A 16,106-nucleotide genomic window follows, 5' to 3' on the forward strand; every position below is an offset into this window, starting at 1 on the left:
TTGTAGGTTTTATTTGAGAACTTATTAGCTAATAAATTAGCTTACGTGATTATATTACTAACAAATATTGTAAATGTCAAATGTTTTTACTAACTTTTTTTGTAAATAACGCGTAACTAGAAGGAGAATGCATTCATATGAACCTCTTGGAACGTATAAAAAAACTAGCAAAAGATAGAGATGTGTCTATTTATCAGCTTGAAGAAGAAATAAATATTGGACGAAATACTATTTATCAATGGAATAAGCGAACACCTTCTTCGGATAAACTTGAAGCTGTAGCCAATTATTTTAATGTTTCTGTTGATTATTTATTAGGTCGTACTGAAAATCCAAACCAAGCTGGTGCTAAACCATCTGATGATTTAGATGAAGTATTAGACAATGTGATGAGTTTCGATGGTGAGCCTTTGGATGATCATGATCGGGAAGTTATTCGTGCTTATTTGAAAGGGAGATTCGGAAAATAATTTAAAGGTGTTCTATATGAAAAGTATCAAAGAGTTGGTGGAAGAATATGAAGTAGAGTTAGTTTTCGCTCCAATAAATAAGCGCGCATGTTACGAGCCAGTCAAAAGAATAATTTTCGTAAATCAAAATTTATCTATCGAAGAACAAGAAGAGTCTATATTCCATGAGTTCAAACATGTTGTCTCCCATTCGGATTATATTGAGTTATATAAAATTCCTTCTTTTAGAAATAAGATGGAAGCTGAGGCAGATTATCATATGTTTAAATGTCTTATTGAAAAACATGACGGGCAATTTAATTATTCTAATGTGATTACTCATTACAATTTAAAGATGGGACAGGAAACTTATTTAAATTAAAAAAAGCTTGGTATTTAGAGAGTGAGAGAATTTCATTGAAGATAAATCAAAAAATCTATAATTACTCTGTTGTTGTCTTAGCATTAATTTCAATTGCTTTAGTTATTTTTGATTTTTCAAATGTTATTAATATTAGTGATCCACCATTTAACATTATTGATAATTTTATCTTAATCACATTTACAATTGACTACATTGCTAGATTCATTATTTCAAAAAATAAAATCAAATTTTTTAAAGAAAATATTTTTGATCTGATTGCAATAATTCCTTTTGATGCTATTTTTTCTTTCTTTAGAATCGCTAGGTTATTTCGAATAGCTAAAATAGCTAGACTTGCAAAGCTAACAAGAGCGATAGGTGTGGTTGGCAAATTAACAAGAAACACTAAATCATTTTTAAATACGAATGGATTTTTAAACGTGATTTATTTAAGCTCAGTTCTTATTGTTATTTCAGCAATGATTTACTCATATGCAGAAAATGTCCCGTATATTGATGCATTTTGGTGGGCTTTAGTGACAACAACTACTGTTGGTTATGGCGATATTTCACCAGCTACGCCATTAGGTAGAGTTGCAGCAATCATTTTAATGATTTTAGGAATTGGATTTATTGGTATGCTTACTTCAACTATTACAGAATATTTTAATAAAAGTAATAATAAAGATGAAGAATCAAATGATAAAATTGAAATACTAATTAATAAAATTGATCAATTAGAAACTACGATTGAACAACTAAAAGAGGAAATAAAAAAATAACGCACCCTCTCCGACCAAGAAGTTAGTGCGTTAAAAATAGAAACAAAATAGGCTTATTTTGTTACGCCTATTTTACCACAAAGAAAAGGACGTGAAAATATGGCGAAACTAAATTGGTCCAAAAAATACAAATATGTTTTTTCTTACTCAAATAAAAAAGGAACTTTTTGGGGATATCGCTATCCTTATTACAACTCTCTAAAACACCGAAAAGAAGCTAGCAAACGTGGATTTGAAAGCGAAAGAGCAGCGAATAAAGCATTGCTAAAAATCCAATATGCTTTAGAAACACAAAACACTTCCTTCATCGAAAATAAACAACTCACCATAGATGAATGGATCGATGTATGGATACCTTACGCCCAAGACAATTGGAGTGTTTCAACTAAACAAAACATTGAATCTGCTATCAAATTTCACATATCACCATTAATTGGAAATCAAAAACTATCTTCTTTAAATAAGATTACCTATAAACGAGAATTTATTGATAAATTAAGACAAAAAAACAAATATACAGAATCTACCATCCAAACTTGGCATAAAATTGTAATGAGGATGATTAACGCTGCAGTACACAATCAAATCATCCCTAGCAACACGCTAACAGGCTTTAAATTTGATTTAAGTAATAATGTTCGTTCGTTCTCTAAAAAGGAATTACAGCGATTTGTGGCGGTTTTAGAAAACGAAGATATTCAAACACAAGTTATATTTTTGACTCTGCTAAAATCTGGAATGAGAAAAGGTGAATTGATGGGGCTTCGTTGGAATGATATTGATTTAAACGAAAAATATTTCGATATCAATTCTACACGTGGTGATTACGGTGAAAACAAACCTAAAACAAAAACCAGTATTCGTAAAGTTTATTTTGACAACTCATTACTCACTTTAATAAAAAAATACAAAAATCACGAGAAAGAACGGCTTCTTAGAGAAGGTATAATTTTAAGAGAAAAGGACTATTTTATTTTAAGTTCTCGAAATTTACCTATCAAACAATCAAGAATTACGTATATATTTCGCCTGTTATGTGAAAAGGCAGAAGTTCAAAACATAACCGTGCACGGGCTAAGACATACACATGCAACGTTTCTAATTGAAGCAGGAGCAAACATTAAATATGTTTCAACCAGGTTGGGACACAAGAATATTAATATAACTTTGGATGTTTATAGCGATGTATTAAAAGAAGAAGAAAAAGAAACAGCTGATATGATGGATAAACTTATTGAGAACTTGTGATTTGTGGTAAAACTGTGGTAAAAACATTCAAAACCATTGATATATAAGCACTCTACCACTCCCCATCTGAAATTGTAAAATAAGTTGTTGTTTCTTTTCAGTCCAAGTAAAAATATATTTCACTAAACGGCCATTGTTCCCTGACGAATGAAGAAAACTGAGTTTGCTTGGGCCACTCACTGTCATTTTTTCAGGTACAGCTAGCGAAGTCCTTCCAGCTGATTGGTTCAATTTATCAGGAAATGAAAAGCTTTGTTGTTCTTCAAAAAACCAAACTTCTTGTGTTTCCTCTAAAACAATTGCTTGCTGTTGCGCAAAACGAAGTTGTTTTTCTACCGTAGCAAGAAACTGTTCAATTTTTAATGTTTCTTGCCAGCGGTGAATAGCGAGTGTTGGGAGCATAGTCATAAAGCAAACAATCGTCAAACTAGCAAGTGTTTCCATTAATGTGAATCCTGCTGACTTGTTCATTGCTTTTCTGCTGTATATTTATCTAACTGCTCTTTAGTAATGTAGCCTTCGTTGACTAATTCATTTAAAGAAGGCGTCTTATTTTTTTCTAGTGTGTAGAGCTCGATTTGTGATTCTACAATTTTTACGATTGCTTCATTGCCTTTTTTATCAACTGTTTCTTTATGTTTCGCTAAGTTAGGAACAAAAAGTAAAATCAATACGGAAATAATCAATAAGACAATCAACATTTCTAATAATGTAAACCCTGCGTATTTTTGTTTCTTTTTCATTATAAAACTCCTTCTATATTGCCATAAATAGGCAGCAACATTGCCCCATAGACACCGATAATTAAACAAGCAATTATGATAAAAATAAATGGTTGAACAAGGGTAATGACTCGTTCAATTTTTTTGAAAAAACCTTGGAAACAGACATTACTATAAACCATCAACTCCTTGCCTAATTTTCCTTTTACTTCCCCTTGTTGAATCATTAAACCCAATGCTTTCGTAAAAAAAGGATAAGCAGCTAATTGTCTATGTAAGGTTTCACCAACTAGCAGTCCTTCACTAATTGCTCCAGCTAATTCTTTCATTAAGGGGTAATTGGTTGTATGGCGCATCAAATCGATGACCTCTTTCATTTCTAATCCTTGCGCAAGCAACTTCCCCCATTCTAGTGCAAAAAAAGCACTGACGTATTCCCGATAAAGGCCACGGATAATTGGCAGTTTCAGATATACGAAGGCCCGCTGAATAGCAGATTGATGCTTCAAATAACGGTTTAAAATGAAGAAACTAAATGAGAGGACAAAAACTAAGGTAACCAGAATATATGGACTGTAAACAATCAGAAGAATCCCAATATTTTTAGAATAACTATTGGCATCATTTTCCATTAATTGGGGCAATAAAAATTGCCGAATACCAACAATGACGAGAATCAAAAAAACAATCAGGAGCAGCGGATAACTAATTATTTTATAGAACTGTTGCCGATATTTTTCCGTTTGAAAAAAATGTTCGGAAATCGCTTGTAGTGTCCCTACCAAATCCCCGTGTGCAGTAGCAAACGACAATTGTGCCGAGACCATTGTTGAAAATCCTAATTCTTCGACTAAAGCTTGTAAGGCAATGCCTGAGGAAAAGCCTTCAACTAAAAAAGTTATACTGTGCTGAGGTAAGGCGTTTGATTTTTTCATGAAGGAAAAACTTTCTTGTATATTAAAACCATTTGCAAGCAAATCCGCTAATAGTTTCAGAAAAAGCTGCTGTTGTTTTTTCGTTAATTTATTCGATGGCTTGAAAATACGTTTTTTCTGTAATAAACCCATACGCCCACGCCTTTCTTAGATTCTTTTGCCAACTACTCTTTATAATGGCTTCCTTAAAGAAGAAATAATCATAAAGAATTCCTGCTACTTGTTCCTTATTAATCGTGGTTGTCAAAATCTGTTGATAAATGATACCTTGCAAGCATTCAGCCAATTCATGCTCTGGGCCACCTAATTCTATCAAACGCCGTTGCACCCCCAATAAGTTACGGGCGTGAATTGTCGCAAAAATAGTATGACCCGTTAAGGCGGCTCGAATAACTGCTTGAGCCGTCTCGCCATCACGAATTTCACCAATAATCAAAATATCAGGATGATGGCGTAAGCAATCTTTTATCAAGGCTTCGTACGTTAACTGAATTTTTTCATTTGTTTGCAACTGTAAAAACCGCTTTTCCTCAATTTCAACAGGATCCTCAATCGCTATCACTTGTTGTTCGCCACTTCTTTTTTTAGCCACACGATACATGGTTGTTGTTTTCCCAGAACCAACTGGCCCACTGAATAAATAAAGTCCTCGTTTCTGACAAGATGCTTCAATTTCATTCAGCTGGTGGGGAAAGAAAAAATGTTCAGCTTGTTCACCAAATCGGTGCAAAAAACGAATTACCAAGCTCTCTCGATTCTGAAAATCTCCCACAGATGATAAACGCAAGCGTTGCTTCGTCTCGCCAATTAGATAAGTTGTCGCGCCTAATTGTGCTTTTCGTCTTTCTCCGACATCCATGCCGCCTATAAATTTAAAGTGGAAAATTAACTTTTCGCCTATTTCTGCGGAAACTTGTGTGTAAAGTGTCCGTTGCATCCCTGTCCGAAAAGAGATGGCTATTTCGGTATCATTGGGTAAAAAATAAACGTCTTGCGCCCCATGAAGGACGCCCCATTCAATTAATTGATGAGCTAATTTTTTTACATTTTCAGTCATTCATTTCCTCCTCTCACTAATAAACTACGCATTTATTTTATGATTTCAGCAAAAAAAAGAACCTCCACCAATAAGATGAAGGTTCTTTTTTTGAAGTTTGCGCTGTCCATCTATCTTCCCCAAAATAGTGGAACTTCCTAGACACTTAGTATTATACTAAAAAAATCTTGCGTTTAGTTTTCAAAAATTTCTCTGAATCACAAAATTTTTGAGAAAAACTATGATAATCCGATTGGATCGTTTACGTTTTTGGCTTCGTTTTTTGTTTATTAACTAAATAAACTGGAATTCCTAGAAGCGTAATCCCTATACCAATCAATGCTAGAATAGGCTGTGTAATACTCGTTGTAACCAAGATGAAGATACCACCTAGACTTGCGATAATTGGAATAATTGGATAGCCAGGAACTTTATACGGTCGTTTTAATTCAGGTTCTCGTTTTCTTAAAATAAAAACAGCTAAGAAAATTAATAGATTAAACAGCCACATAACAAAAACTAACATATCCGTCAATAAATCGAAGGTTCCGAAAAACATCATGATAATGGCTACAGCTAACTGGAAAATTCCAGCAACGTAAGGAACAACAAAGCGTTTAGACAACTTTTGAAACTGACGACTAAAAGGCATCAGATTATCTAAGGCTAAGGCATAAGGAATCCGAATCCCTGTCATTGTGTAGCCGTTTAACGCACCATATACAGAGATTAAAATCCCAATAGTTACGATTTTGCCGCCAATTGGTCCAAAAATAGCCACAGAAGCATCCGAAGCTGCATTCAAATTCCCAGCGATTTGCTCAATTGGTAATGTTTTTAGAAATACAAAATTAATTAAAGCATAAATTAAAGTAATCAATAACAAACCAAAAATAATGGCTTTAGGCAAGTCTCTTTCTGGTCGCTTCATTTCACCAGCCACGTTACCCACACCTAGCCAGCCATCATAAGCAAACATGGTGGCGACTAAGGCGCCACTAAAAGCAACTAAAAAGCCAGTATTCGCTGTTGTTTCAACAGGAAAAAGTGAAACAGCTACCTGTCCGGGAGTAAATAATCCTACTAAAGAAATCAAGGCAATTGGAATCAGTTTTACTACCAATGTCGTGGATTGGACCAAAGAAGCAATTTTTGTTCCTAATAAATTAATTACGGTGATACTAGTTCCCGCAAGAATGGCAATCGGGATCAATAAATTTGCCGATAGATGAAACAAATTGATTAGTTGTGTACTAAAAATAATGGATAATGCCGAAATGTTGGCAGGATAATAAATGATACTTTGTGCCCACCCTAAAAGAAAACCAGCTAATTTACCATATGTATATTCAATATACTTCACTGCGCCACCTGTTTCAGGGATTGCTGTAGCAAGTTCGGCGCTGGTTAATCCTGCACAAATGGTTAAGGCACCACCTAACACCCAAGCAAAGATAGCTAAACTAGCTGACTGTGCGTGTCCAACGACACTCGCAGCTTTAAAGAAAACACCAGCGCCAATCACCGTACCCATTACCGTGGATAACGCACCAAACGTTGTTATCTCTCTTTTTAATTGCTTTTTCTCCATAGACTCCCTCATTTCATTTAAACTAAAAAAGCGTAACAAAATTTCACTTTCTTGAAAAGATAACGAAAATAATAGCTGTTTTCATGAAAAATTCTGTGACGATCTCTTTTCAGTATAGCTATTTCTTTTAGAATTTCAAGTTTGAAAACCACAAAAAGAAAATTTGTCATAAAAGTTTTAGAGCATTCATCTTTTGTTTATAAACAAGAATTGAAAAACCGACGATTTTTTATTAAATAAACGAAAAATCGAATCAAAAAGAAACCTTTCTGATCCGATTTTAACTACGTTATTGGTTTTTGACTTTTTCTTTTTTCATTTGTTTGCTGCGTAATTGTCCGCAAGCCGCATCAATATCTGTTCCGTGTTCTTTACGAATAACACAATTGATGCCATTCTTTTTGAGTACATCATAAAATTTTAAAACCGCTTCTTTAGAGCTTCTGCTATATTGATCGTGTTCACTCACTGGGTTATACGGAATCAGATTAACATAAGAAAGTTTTTTCTTATTCCGTAGTAAATCTGCTAATTGTTGAGCATGTTCTGGTCGGTCGTTCACTTGACTCAACATAATATATTCAAATGTAACACGTCGGTTGGTTTTTTCAATGTATTCATCAATTGCTGCCATTAATTTTTCAATTGGAAAACTACGATTAATCCGCATAATTGATGTACGGACTTCGTTGTTAGGAGCATGTAATGAGATTGCTAAGTTTACTTGTAGTCCACTGTCTGCAAATTCACGAATTTTTGGCACTAAACCACTTGTTGAAACTGTAATATGGCGGGCACCAATAGCCAAGCCTTTATCATCATTAATCGTTCGTAAAAAGTTCATGACATTGGCATAATTATCAAATGGTTCACCAATTCCCATCACAACGACATGGCTAACACGTTCATCCAACCCACGTTCATCGAAATAATGTTGCACCCACATAATTTGGGCAACAATCTCGCCAGCAGTTAAATCTCTTTGTTTTTTTAATAGCCCACTAGCACAAAATGTACACCCAATATTGCAGCCAACTTGAGTGGTCACACAAACAGATAATCCATATTCTTGACGCATCAAGACTGTTTCAATCATATTTTTATCTGGTAATTCAAATAAATACTTCACGGTACCATCTTGCGCTTCTTGCACAATGACTTGTTTTAATGGATTTAATGAAAAATTTTCTTCTAATAAAGTCATCAACGATTTAGAAATGTTCGACATTTCACTAAATGAAGCAACACGTTTTGTATACAACCATTCCCACACTTGTGTTGCGCGAAATTTCTTCTCGCCATGGGCTAAAAACCAGTCCACAAGCTGTTCTCTCGTCAGTCCATAAATGGATTCTTTCTGCATTTCTTTTCCTCATTTCTGCTATTACATTCGCTTCATAACTATAACGTATTCTCACTTTGAATGCAATATCACGAAGAGCCTCAAAAAAAAATCGTTAAGCGTGCATACTTAACGATTTTTTATAATTAATCTTTCACTAAGTGATAAACTTTTTTGAAGTAGAACGTTCTGGCAATTAAATAGTAAACGACCTGAATCAATAAGAAAACGCCTAAAACTTGCCAGCCAGCTAATTGCATTGGCTGATCTAACACGGCATACATTGCTTTCAAAGCAACAGCTCCATGAATAAATGAAACAACAATCGGTGTAAAGAATAAAATACCTACTTGTTGGTAAATCATTTTCTTCAATTCTTTTTTCGTCAAGCCAAGTTTGTAAATCATCTTGAATTTTTCAACGTCCGTATTCATATCACTGTATAAACGGAAGTATAAGAAACTACCCGCCGAAACAAAGAACACGATACCGATAAATAGTCCGACAAAAAGAACTGGCGTATAATATTGCGTAATGGCTGCCGACATTGCAGCTGTTCCTACTAACATGGGATACTTGTCACCAATAATATTTTCTGCTTTTATCAATTCTTCACGATTGGTTCCTGCTTTGGGCTGCCAAATTGTTTCTGTTTCCGCTTTGATTCCATCTGTTGAGGTACTATCTGGGATAACAACCACACCGCCAAAAGTCGGTAATACATTGGTTTCTTCTGTTTTATCAATGTTTAAAACTTGATCATTTGCCAATTGAACAGATTTGACATCTACTGATGCAGCAGAAGGAGCATCTTTTTGTGATAAATTAACTACTTTCTCACCTGTTAAAGTTGGTTCATCTATAAATTTTGCGAGTTTATTATATTCAGATGTTTTGATTAATTGGATACCGGCACTTGTTTTGTACATTGTGTAATCAATCTGATCAAACTGAATATTTTTTTCTTGGAATGTTTTTGTCGCAAATTGTTTCATTTCTTGATTTTCTGGGTTGGTCGAATCAGACAATGTCAGTTCGTACGGTACAGAACTTATTCCTTTAAAAATCATCTCGTTCACGCCATATAACGTTCCAATGGCAGCAAAAGCGACCGTTGAAATCACCGAAACCAAGAAGAACGAACGTGCATTATCTTTCATACGGAAAGCCAAATCTGATAAAACGACCATATTGGTTTTTTTCCAAAAGATTTTTGGTTTCCGTTTTAAACGTTCAATGACAGAAACACTCAATTGGTCAAATAAGAATTTTGTCCCTAAAATAACTAAGAAAATTACTGGGAACATCACCATTAAAACTAACTGTCCCTTAGCAACTAAAGCAATTCCGTAACCGACAACTAAAAGCAACACGGCTAAGAAAGATTTAACTTTAGAGCTTTTGATTTCACCTTTACCCATTTCTCCTGCTTTTAATAGCTCTTGAAGTGTCGCTTTTGGCAAGCGGAATTGAATAAAGAAAGAAATTACTAAGAACAAGACCGCAAATGAAATGACAGTAATGATAAACGGCATCACTGGCAAATAAAAACCTAAACCTAGATGCATCAATAAATTGCTAATCCATAAAATAAATTGTGAAAATCCAACACCTAAAATGCTACCAAAAATTGTAGCAAAGAAACCAATCACTAAGTTTTCAATAAAAATCATTTTCTTTAACTGTTTTGGACTCATCCCTTGAATCATCAAGGTTCCAAACTCTTTTTTCCGAGATTGGATAAAGACATCCATCGAGTATAAAACGAATAAGAAAGAGAAACCATAGATTATAATTGCCGCAGCCGTCATTCCCATTTGTGCTTTAGGATTTAAACCATTAGCTAAGGCTGGGTGAAAGACAAAACCAGTGAACGTAAAAAAGATCATCACAGAAAACATTGTACTTAGGAAATAAGCCAAGTATAAATGCTTATTTCGAATCGTATTTCTTATAACAAACTGATTAAAATTCATTATCGACACCTTCAATCTCAGCCAGTTTCACCATGATTAAATCGTAGAACTCTTTTTGATTGCCATTTTGGACAATTTCATCAATTAATTCACCATCTTTAATAAAGACGATGCGCTTGCAATAACTTGCGGCTAGCGGATCATGGGTTACCATTAAAATAGTCGCCGCTTCTTCTTCGTTTAATTGTTGTAACAAGCCCATCACATCCTTAGATGATTTCGTATCTAAGTTTCCTGTTGGTTCATCAGCCAATAATAATTGTGGATGATGAATCATTGCCCGAGCAACGGCGACCCGTTGTGCTTGTCCACCAGAAATTTCTGCAATTCGTTTTTTCAACAGATGATTGATACCTAAACGCTCACTTAATTCTGCTAATTGTCGTTTCATTACAGAGACTTTTTCTCCATCAAGCGTCAATGGCAAAATAATATTTTCTTCAACAGTTAATGTTGGCATTAAATTAAAGCTTTGAAAAACAAATCCTAATTCTGTACGACGGAATTTAGCAATTTGTTCTTGATTCAAATTGTTTGGATTTTTTCCATTTAAAAGTATTTCACCGTCTGTTGGACTATCGATTGTTGCCAATAAATTTAAAAGTGTACTTTTCCCACTTCCAGAAGGTCCCATAATACCAATAAATTCACCATCTTGGACAGTTAAATTAATCCCTTTTAAAGCTTCATATTTAATTTCGTTTCCGTAAACTTTTTTCAAATTTTGTACTTCTAACATATTTTCCACTCCTATTCTTCTCACTCATTTAGTGTATCGAAAACGAAAAAAAACGACAATAGAAAAGAATAACAATGAACTTACATTACTGTAAGTGCACTGTTATTCTTTTAAAAGTTATGCTTCATATTCAATCACATAAGGATGAATCTTCGTATTATAAATAGCTTCTGAATATTCTACGCAACGACCTGTTGGGCTTAACGAACGCCGAATTCTTTTTAAGCCCGTTGTTTCAGTTGTTTGCAACATCTTTTGCTCTGCTTCTGTCAAAGTTGCAACTTCAAAACGGTCTTCAAATTTATAAATTTCAATGGCATGTCGATCCATCAAACGATACAAGGATTCTTCTTTGTATTCAGTCAATGATACGTCTTTCATGGCAGCTGGCAAATAGTAATTAAAATAAATGTAGGGTTGTTCATCGATTAAATATAACCGTGAAAGGTGAACCACTTCTTCTCCTAAAAATTGATAAGCCGGCATCTCTTTTGACAACGTCAAGTTTTCAACTTGTAAAACTTTTTTAGTTACTTTCTGACCTGATTCATTCAAAAATTCAGTGAATGTCCCTGCTTTTGATAGTTTATTATAGGGACGATTGCTTAACACAGTTGTGCCCCGGCCACTTTTTTTCTCAACAAATTCTTCTGTTGCTAACATTTCGATTGCCCGCCGAATCGTAATTTTACTAACGTTAAACATCTCTTCCAATTCTGTTTCTGTTGGTAAAAACGTTCCTACTGGATACTTGCCACTCAAAATATCTTCTTTAATCTGATCTGCTACTTCTAAATAAAGCACGCTCTTTCTTCTCATGATACGCTCCCTCCCAACCGCACTATTCTTTTCTATTTTACCAGAAAATGATGATTATAACATGATGCTTTGCTGAAATTATAAAAAAAGAACAAAAATAGATAAATTTATCTATTTTTGTTCTTTTGTTTATTGTTCTGGCGTCTCGGTTGCTGCCTCTTCTGATTCCGCTTGTAGAAAGACTTTTCTTGGTTTGCTACCTTCTGATGGTCCAATAACTCCGTGTGCTTCCAATTCATCTACTAAGCGAGCCGCACGATTATAGCCAATTCTAAAACGTCTTTGTAGCAATGAAATACTAGCTGTTTGCATTTCAACCACCAAGTTTTTCGCTTCTTCAAACAACTCATCTTGAGGAGCTTCGCCACCGCCTGAAATGGTCGGTTCATCTGTTGGCATCATGCTTTCTTGATATTCAGCTTCTTGTTGATCCGTTACAAACGCAACCACTCGTTCGACTTCTTGATCAGAGATAAAGGCCCCTTGGATACGAATTGGTTTATTTTCTCCCATTGGTAAGAAGAGCATATCGCCTCGACCTAATAGTTTCTCCGCCCCGTTGGTATCAATAATGGTACGCGAGTCTGTCCCACTTGAGACCGCAAAAGCCATTCGAGAAGGGACATTTGCTTTGATGATTCCTGTAATGACATCCACACTTGGCCGTTGTGTCGCTAAAATCATATGAATACCTGCTGCCCGTGCCATTTGGGCTAAACGGATAATCGCATCTTCTACTTCGTTACTTGCCACCATCATTAAATCAGCTAACTCATCAACAATGACAACAATAAATGGTAGAATTGGACGATTTTCGCCATCTTCCGCATTTTTCTGTTGAATTAGTTGATTGTAACCAGTGATATTTCGGACGCCTGTTGCTGCAAATTTTTCATAACGAAATTCCATTTCTTGAACTACTTTTTGCAGGGCTTGTGCTGCTTTTCTCGGATTAGTAACCACTGGCGTTAATAAATGAGGAATCCCGTTATACACATTCAATTCTACCATTTTCGGGTCAATCATCATTAATTTTACTTCATGAGGTTTCGCTTGCATCAAAATACCTGTGATGATGCCATTGATAGCAACCGATTTCCCACTCCCTGTCGATCCCGCAATTAATAAATGCGGCATTTTTGATAGATCTGCAGTTTGAACCATCCCTGAAATATCTCGACCTAAAGGTACTTCTAATAGTTTATCTGGATGACTTGGTTGTGCCTCAACAATATCTCTAAAGGATACTGTACTAATTGCACTATTAGGAACTTCAATCCCGATTAGTGATTTCCCAGGAATCGGAGCCTCCATACGAACGTCTTTGGCCGCAAGCGCTAAAGCAATGTCATCCGTCAAGTTAACAATTTTGCTAACTTTTACCCCAACAGCGGGTTGAACTTCAAATTTTGTGACAGATGGTCCTAAACTAGCTTTGACTACTTTAGCATCAACACCAAAACTCTTGAAGGTTTGTTCTAAGACGCCAATATTTTTTTCGATTTTTTCATATTCACCACTTTGATCCGTTGCTTGAATTGTATCTAACAAATCAGTTGGTGGTAGTTGATAATCACGATCTTCCGCTTCTTCAGAAATTTCAAATTCGAGAACACCAGCTTCATCTGCCGCCTCTTCTTCCTGCTCTCGTTGCGGTTTTGTTGCTGCAATTGGTGGTACAGGCATCGCCTGATTTTGCTGTTGAAACGAATCAATTTGAACAGGCGTTGGTGCGGCCGGTTCTTCCACCATTGGTTGGTGGGTTTCAACAGGTGTTTTTGTTAAGCGCTCGGCTGCCGCTTGTTCCATGCGTTCCCGCTCTTGTAATTTTTGTTGGGCAGCGGCTTCAATTTTTGCTTGGCGTTCTGCAGCTTTGGCTTCTTTCTTCGCTGCTCGCTTCGCCTCTTTTTCTTCTTGTCGCGCCTGTGATTTTGCCGAAACATGACTTAGGCGATCTTGAATACTTTGGAAATGATCAACAATTTGCTGAAAATCCCACATACTCATCAAGAAAATACCCGCTAACAGTAGCAAGGTGGCAATTAAATAGCTACCAAATTGTGCCACCAAAAAGTACGTTCCTTGATAAAGCAGTGCGCCAATCATACCGCCCCCTACGTTTTGCGTCACTTGGTTAGCTTTTAGATCGCTTTGCAAAAATTCCCAAGTGTTACCTAAAATATCTGGTTGACTGCCACTAACATTTCGAAACATAAAGGCATGGAAAAATAACAAAACACTAATATAAATCAGAACAGCCCCAAAAATAGGGCGCCCTCTTTTTAACGGAAAATCTTTCCCATAAATCATGACTAATAAGCCATACAGGATTAGTAAAATCGCTGCAAATGGAAAGGTATTACCTACAACTAAGCGTAAACAATTCGCTAATAACGTGCCTAAAAACCCTAAGCGAAAGAGTCCAAAGACACCGAATAAAATAAAAATCAGGCCAAGAAACATATAATTTAAACGTTCTTGTTGTTGCTGTTGTTTTTTGGTCTTTTTCTTTGTCGTACTTTTTTTCTTATTTGTTGCTCTTTTTTGTGCCATTTAACTTCCCTCTTTCCATCACTTCTCATTATACATAAAAATGGAATCGAACAAAAGTGCCCACCTCATTTTACTTGAAAAATCATGGAAATTTTTTAAAAACTTTCATTTAAGAAAAATGAGCGTGGGACAAAAATCACTTTGGATTTTTGCTCCACGCTCAAAAACTGATAAACGGCGGGAACAGAACCAACTCCTTCGGAAATAAGCCGAAATTCTCCAAAAATCAAAGAGCAATTTTCGGAAATTTCTTCTTATTTCTCGGAGCTAAACGGTTCTGTCCCGACCTCATTATTTCTTATTTTGCTGATTCTTAATGGTATAAGTCGAAACGACCTTTAGCCATCATTTCTTTGGTACCACCTGTTTCAAAGAGCGCTTTGTTCATAATAATTTTTTTCATGAATGAAGCTGGGTATCCTTTAATGTCTGTTTTACCAACAATTCCTAAAGCACGTGTATTTCCGACAGAACAAACAGAACCTTGTGATTTAAAGCTGAAAGGTTTAGTTGCTTCCCCTTTCAATTGTGCTTGAATATTTTTAGCAGCATGCGCCCCCATTTTCAAGGCGATTTGTGCTGTCGTTGGGTAAGGTCGATTAGTTTCTGTATCCATAACTGCTGAGCAGTCACCAATAATATAGACGTTGCTATGGTTCGCATCTGTTAAATCTGGTTGAACCATGACACGACCACGACGAGCTTCAAATCCAGAATCGCCTACAACGTGGCTTCCACTAACACCCGTTGTCCAAATAATTGTTTTAGCAGAAAGTTCTGCCAAGTCGCCTGCTTCGTTATCTTGATAAACAACTGCGCCTGGTTTGATTTCTTTAATCGGTTTACCTAATAATAAATGAATAGCTGAATCTTTTAATAATTGCACACCATAGTTCGCAAGTTTTTCGTTAAACATCGGCAATAGGCGAGTAACTGCTTCGACACAATAAATTTGGATTTGATCTGCTGAGACACCTGCGATTTCAGCAAATTTTGGTTTGTTTTCAACAAGAGAACCTAATAATTCAATCCCTGTAAAGCCTGCTCCGCAGACAACAATTTTTAAGAATTCTTCGTTTTGAGTCGCTTTGTATTGACGCATTTGTTCTTGGATATGTTCATACACGTTTAAAGCCGTTTTCACATCTACCATTTGTAGAGCATGTTCTTGCACACCAGGGATACCAAATGATTCTGATTCAAACCCAAGAGAAACAACTAAGTAATCATAATTGATTGTTTGACCATCTTCTAAAGCAACTGTTTGTGTTGCAGCATCAATTGTTTTAACTGTTCCTTGGATAAAGGTGGTCATTTTTTCATCGACAACATCCATAATATTGTATGTGATTTTTTCAGCTGGTTGTGTTCCAGCAGCAACTTCATGCAAATCCGTTGCTTCGTAGTGATAGTTGTTACGATCCACTAAAGTAATTTCGACGTCTTTGGCGCCTTTTTGTAATTCGCGTAATGTTTTTAAGCCTGCGTAACCAGCACCTAAAATAACAACATGTTTCTTATTCATTTTGATTCCCTTCCACTCTATAAAA

Annotated in this window: 15 protein-coding genes; 4 read left to right on the forward strand and 11 right to left on the reverse strand. The window is 35.6% G+C overall.

Going from position 1 to position 16,106, the window contains the following annotated elements; genetic code table 11:
• Positions 1–137 precede the first annotated feature (137 nt).
• From IGL36_RS08550 to IGL36_RS08565, 4 genes are all read left to right on the forward strand, one after another.
• Positions 138–470 (forward strand): helix-turn-helix domain-containing protein, encoded by a 333-nt coding sequence (locus tag IGL36_RS08550; RefSeq protein WP_002364355.1) that lies wholly within the window; start codon positions 138–140, stop codon positions 468–470.
• A gap of 16 nt (positions 471–486) precedes the next feature.
• On the forward strand, positions 487–831 hold the full coding sequence (locus tag IGL36_RS08555) for an ImmA/IrrE family metallo-endopeptidase (RefSeq protein WP_002378467.1): 345 nt from the start codon (positions 487–489) through the stop codon (positions 829–831).
• A 35-nt stretch (positions 832–866) separates the two neighbouring features.
• Complete coding sequence (locus IGL36_RS08560; RefSeq protein ID WP_002381717.1) at positions 867–1,595, forward strand: potassium channel family protein; 729 nt, start codon at positions 867–869, stop codon at positions 1,593–1,595.
• Between the two features lie 99 nt (positions 1,596–1,694).
• Complete coding sequence (locus IGL36_RS08565; protein ID WP_002381716.1) at positions 1,695–2,843, forward strand: tyrosine-type recombinase/integrase; 1,149 nt, start codon at positions 1,695–1,697, stop codon at positions 2,841–2,843.
• Positions 2,844–2,870: 27 nt separating this feature from the next.
• Here the strand turns inward: IGL36_RS08565 and comGD are convergent, their stop codons facing one another.
• From comGD to IGL36_RS08620, 11 genes are all read right to left on the reverse strand, one after another.
• Positions 2,871–3,314, reverse strand: coding sequence for a competence type IV pilus minor pilin ComGD (gene comGD, locus IGL36_RS08570; protein ID WP_016617790.1), 444 nt, complete (start codon positions 3,312–3,314; stop codon positions 2,871–2,873).
• A complete protein-coding gene (gene comGC, locus IGL36_RS08575; protein ID WP_002356991.1) occupies positions 3,311–3,586 on the reverse strand; it encodes a competence type IV pilus major pilin ComGC in 276 nt (91 codons plus the stop codon). Before comGC ends, comGD begins: the two co-directional genes overlap by 4 nt.
• Complete coding sequence (gene comGB, locus IGL36_RS08580) at positions 3,586–4,632, reverse strand: competence type IV pilus assembly protein ComGB (protein WP_159154278.1); 1,047 nt, start codon at positions 4,630–4,632, stop codon at positions 3,586–3,588. Before comGB ends, comGC begins: the two co-directional genes overlap by 1 nt.
• Positions 4,589–5,557, reverse strand: coding sequence for a competence type IV pilus ATPase ComGA (gene comGA / locus IGL36_RS08585; RefSeq protein ID WP_002398077.1), 969 nt, complete (start codon positions 5,555–5,557; stop codon positions 4,589–4,591). Before comGA ends, comGB begins: the two co-directional genes overlap by 44 nt.
• A gap of 241 nt (positions 5,558–5,798) precedes the next feature.
• Entirely contained in the window at positions 5,799–7,127 is a 1,329-nt protein-coding gene (locus IGL36_RS08590; RefSeq protein WP_002360022.1) for an APC family permease, read from the reverse strand.
• A gap of 289 nt (positions 7,128–7,416) precedes the next feature.
• Positions 7,417–8,490 carry a 23S rRNA (adenine(2503)-C(2))-methyltransferase RlmN gene (rlmN, locus tag IGL36_RS08595; RefSeq protein WP_002356987.1) on the reverse strand — a complete coding sequence of 358 codons (1,074 nt, stop codon included), beginning with the start codon at positions 8,488–8,490 and terminating at the stop codon, positions 7,417–7,419.
• Between the two features lie 125 nt (positions 8,491–8,615).
• Entirely contained in the window at positions 8,616–10,445 is a 1,830-nt protein-coding gene (locus IGL36_RS08600; protein ID WP_002391458.1) for an ABC transporter permease, read from the reverse strand.
• Positions 10,435–11,184 carry an ABC transporter ATP-binding protein gene (locus tag IGL36_RS08605; RefSeq protein ID WP_002381711.1) on the reverse strand — a complete coding sequence of 250 codons (750 nt, stop codon included), beginning with the start codon at positions 11,182–11,184 and terminating at the stop codon, positions 10,435–10,437. The genes IGL36_RS08600 and IGL36_RS08605 overlap by 11 nt, the downstream gene beginning before the upstream one ends.
• Before the next feature lie 117 nt (positions 11,185–11,301).
• Positions 11,302–12,003, reverse strand: coding sequence for a GntR family transcriptional regulator (locus IGL36_RS08610; RefSeq protein WP_002356983.1), 702 nt, complete (start codon positions 12,001–12,003; stop codon positions 11,302–11,304).
• A gap of 129 nt (positions 12,004–12,132) precedes the next feature.
• Positions 12,133–14,556, reverse strand: a complete 2,424-nt coding sequence (locus tag IGL36_RS08615) for a DNA translocase FtsK (RefSeq protein ID WP_159154277.1) — start codon at positions 14,554–14,556, stop codon at positions 12,133–12,135.
• A 313-nt stretch (positions 14,557–14,869) separates the two neighbouring features.
• Positions 14,870–16,081 carry an NAD(P)/FAD-dependent oxidoreductase gene (locus IGL36_RS08620; protein ID WP_002360017.1) on the reverse strand — a complete coding sequence of 404 codons (1,212 nt, stop codon included), beginning with the start codon at positions 16,079–16,081 and terminating at the stop codon, positions 14,870–14,872.
• Positions 16,082–16,106 lie beyond the last annotated feature (25 nt).

This window comes from Enterococcus sp. AZ011 (assembly GCF_050548355.1).
Lineage (GTDB): Bacteria > Bacillota > Bacilli > Lactobacillales > Enterococcaceae > Enterococcus > Enterococcus faecalis.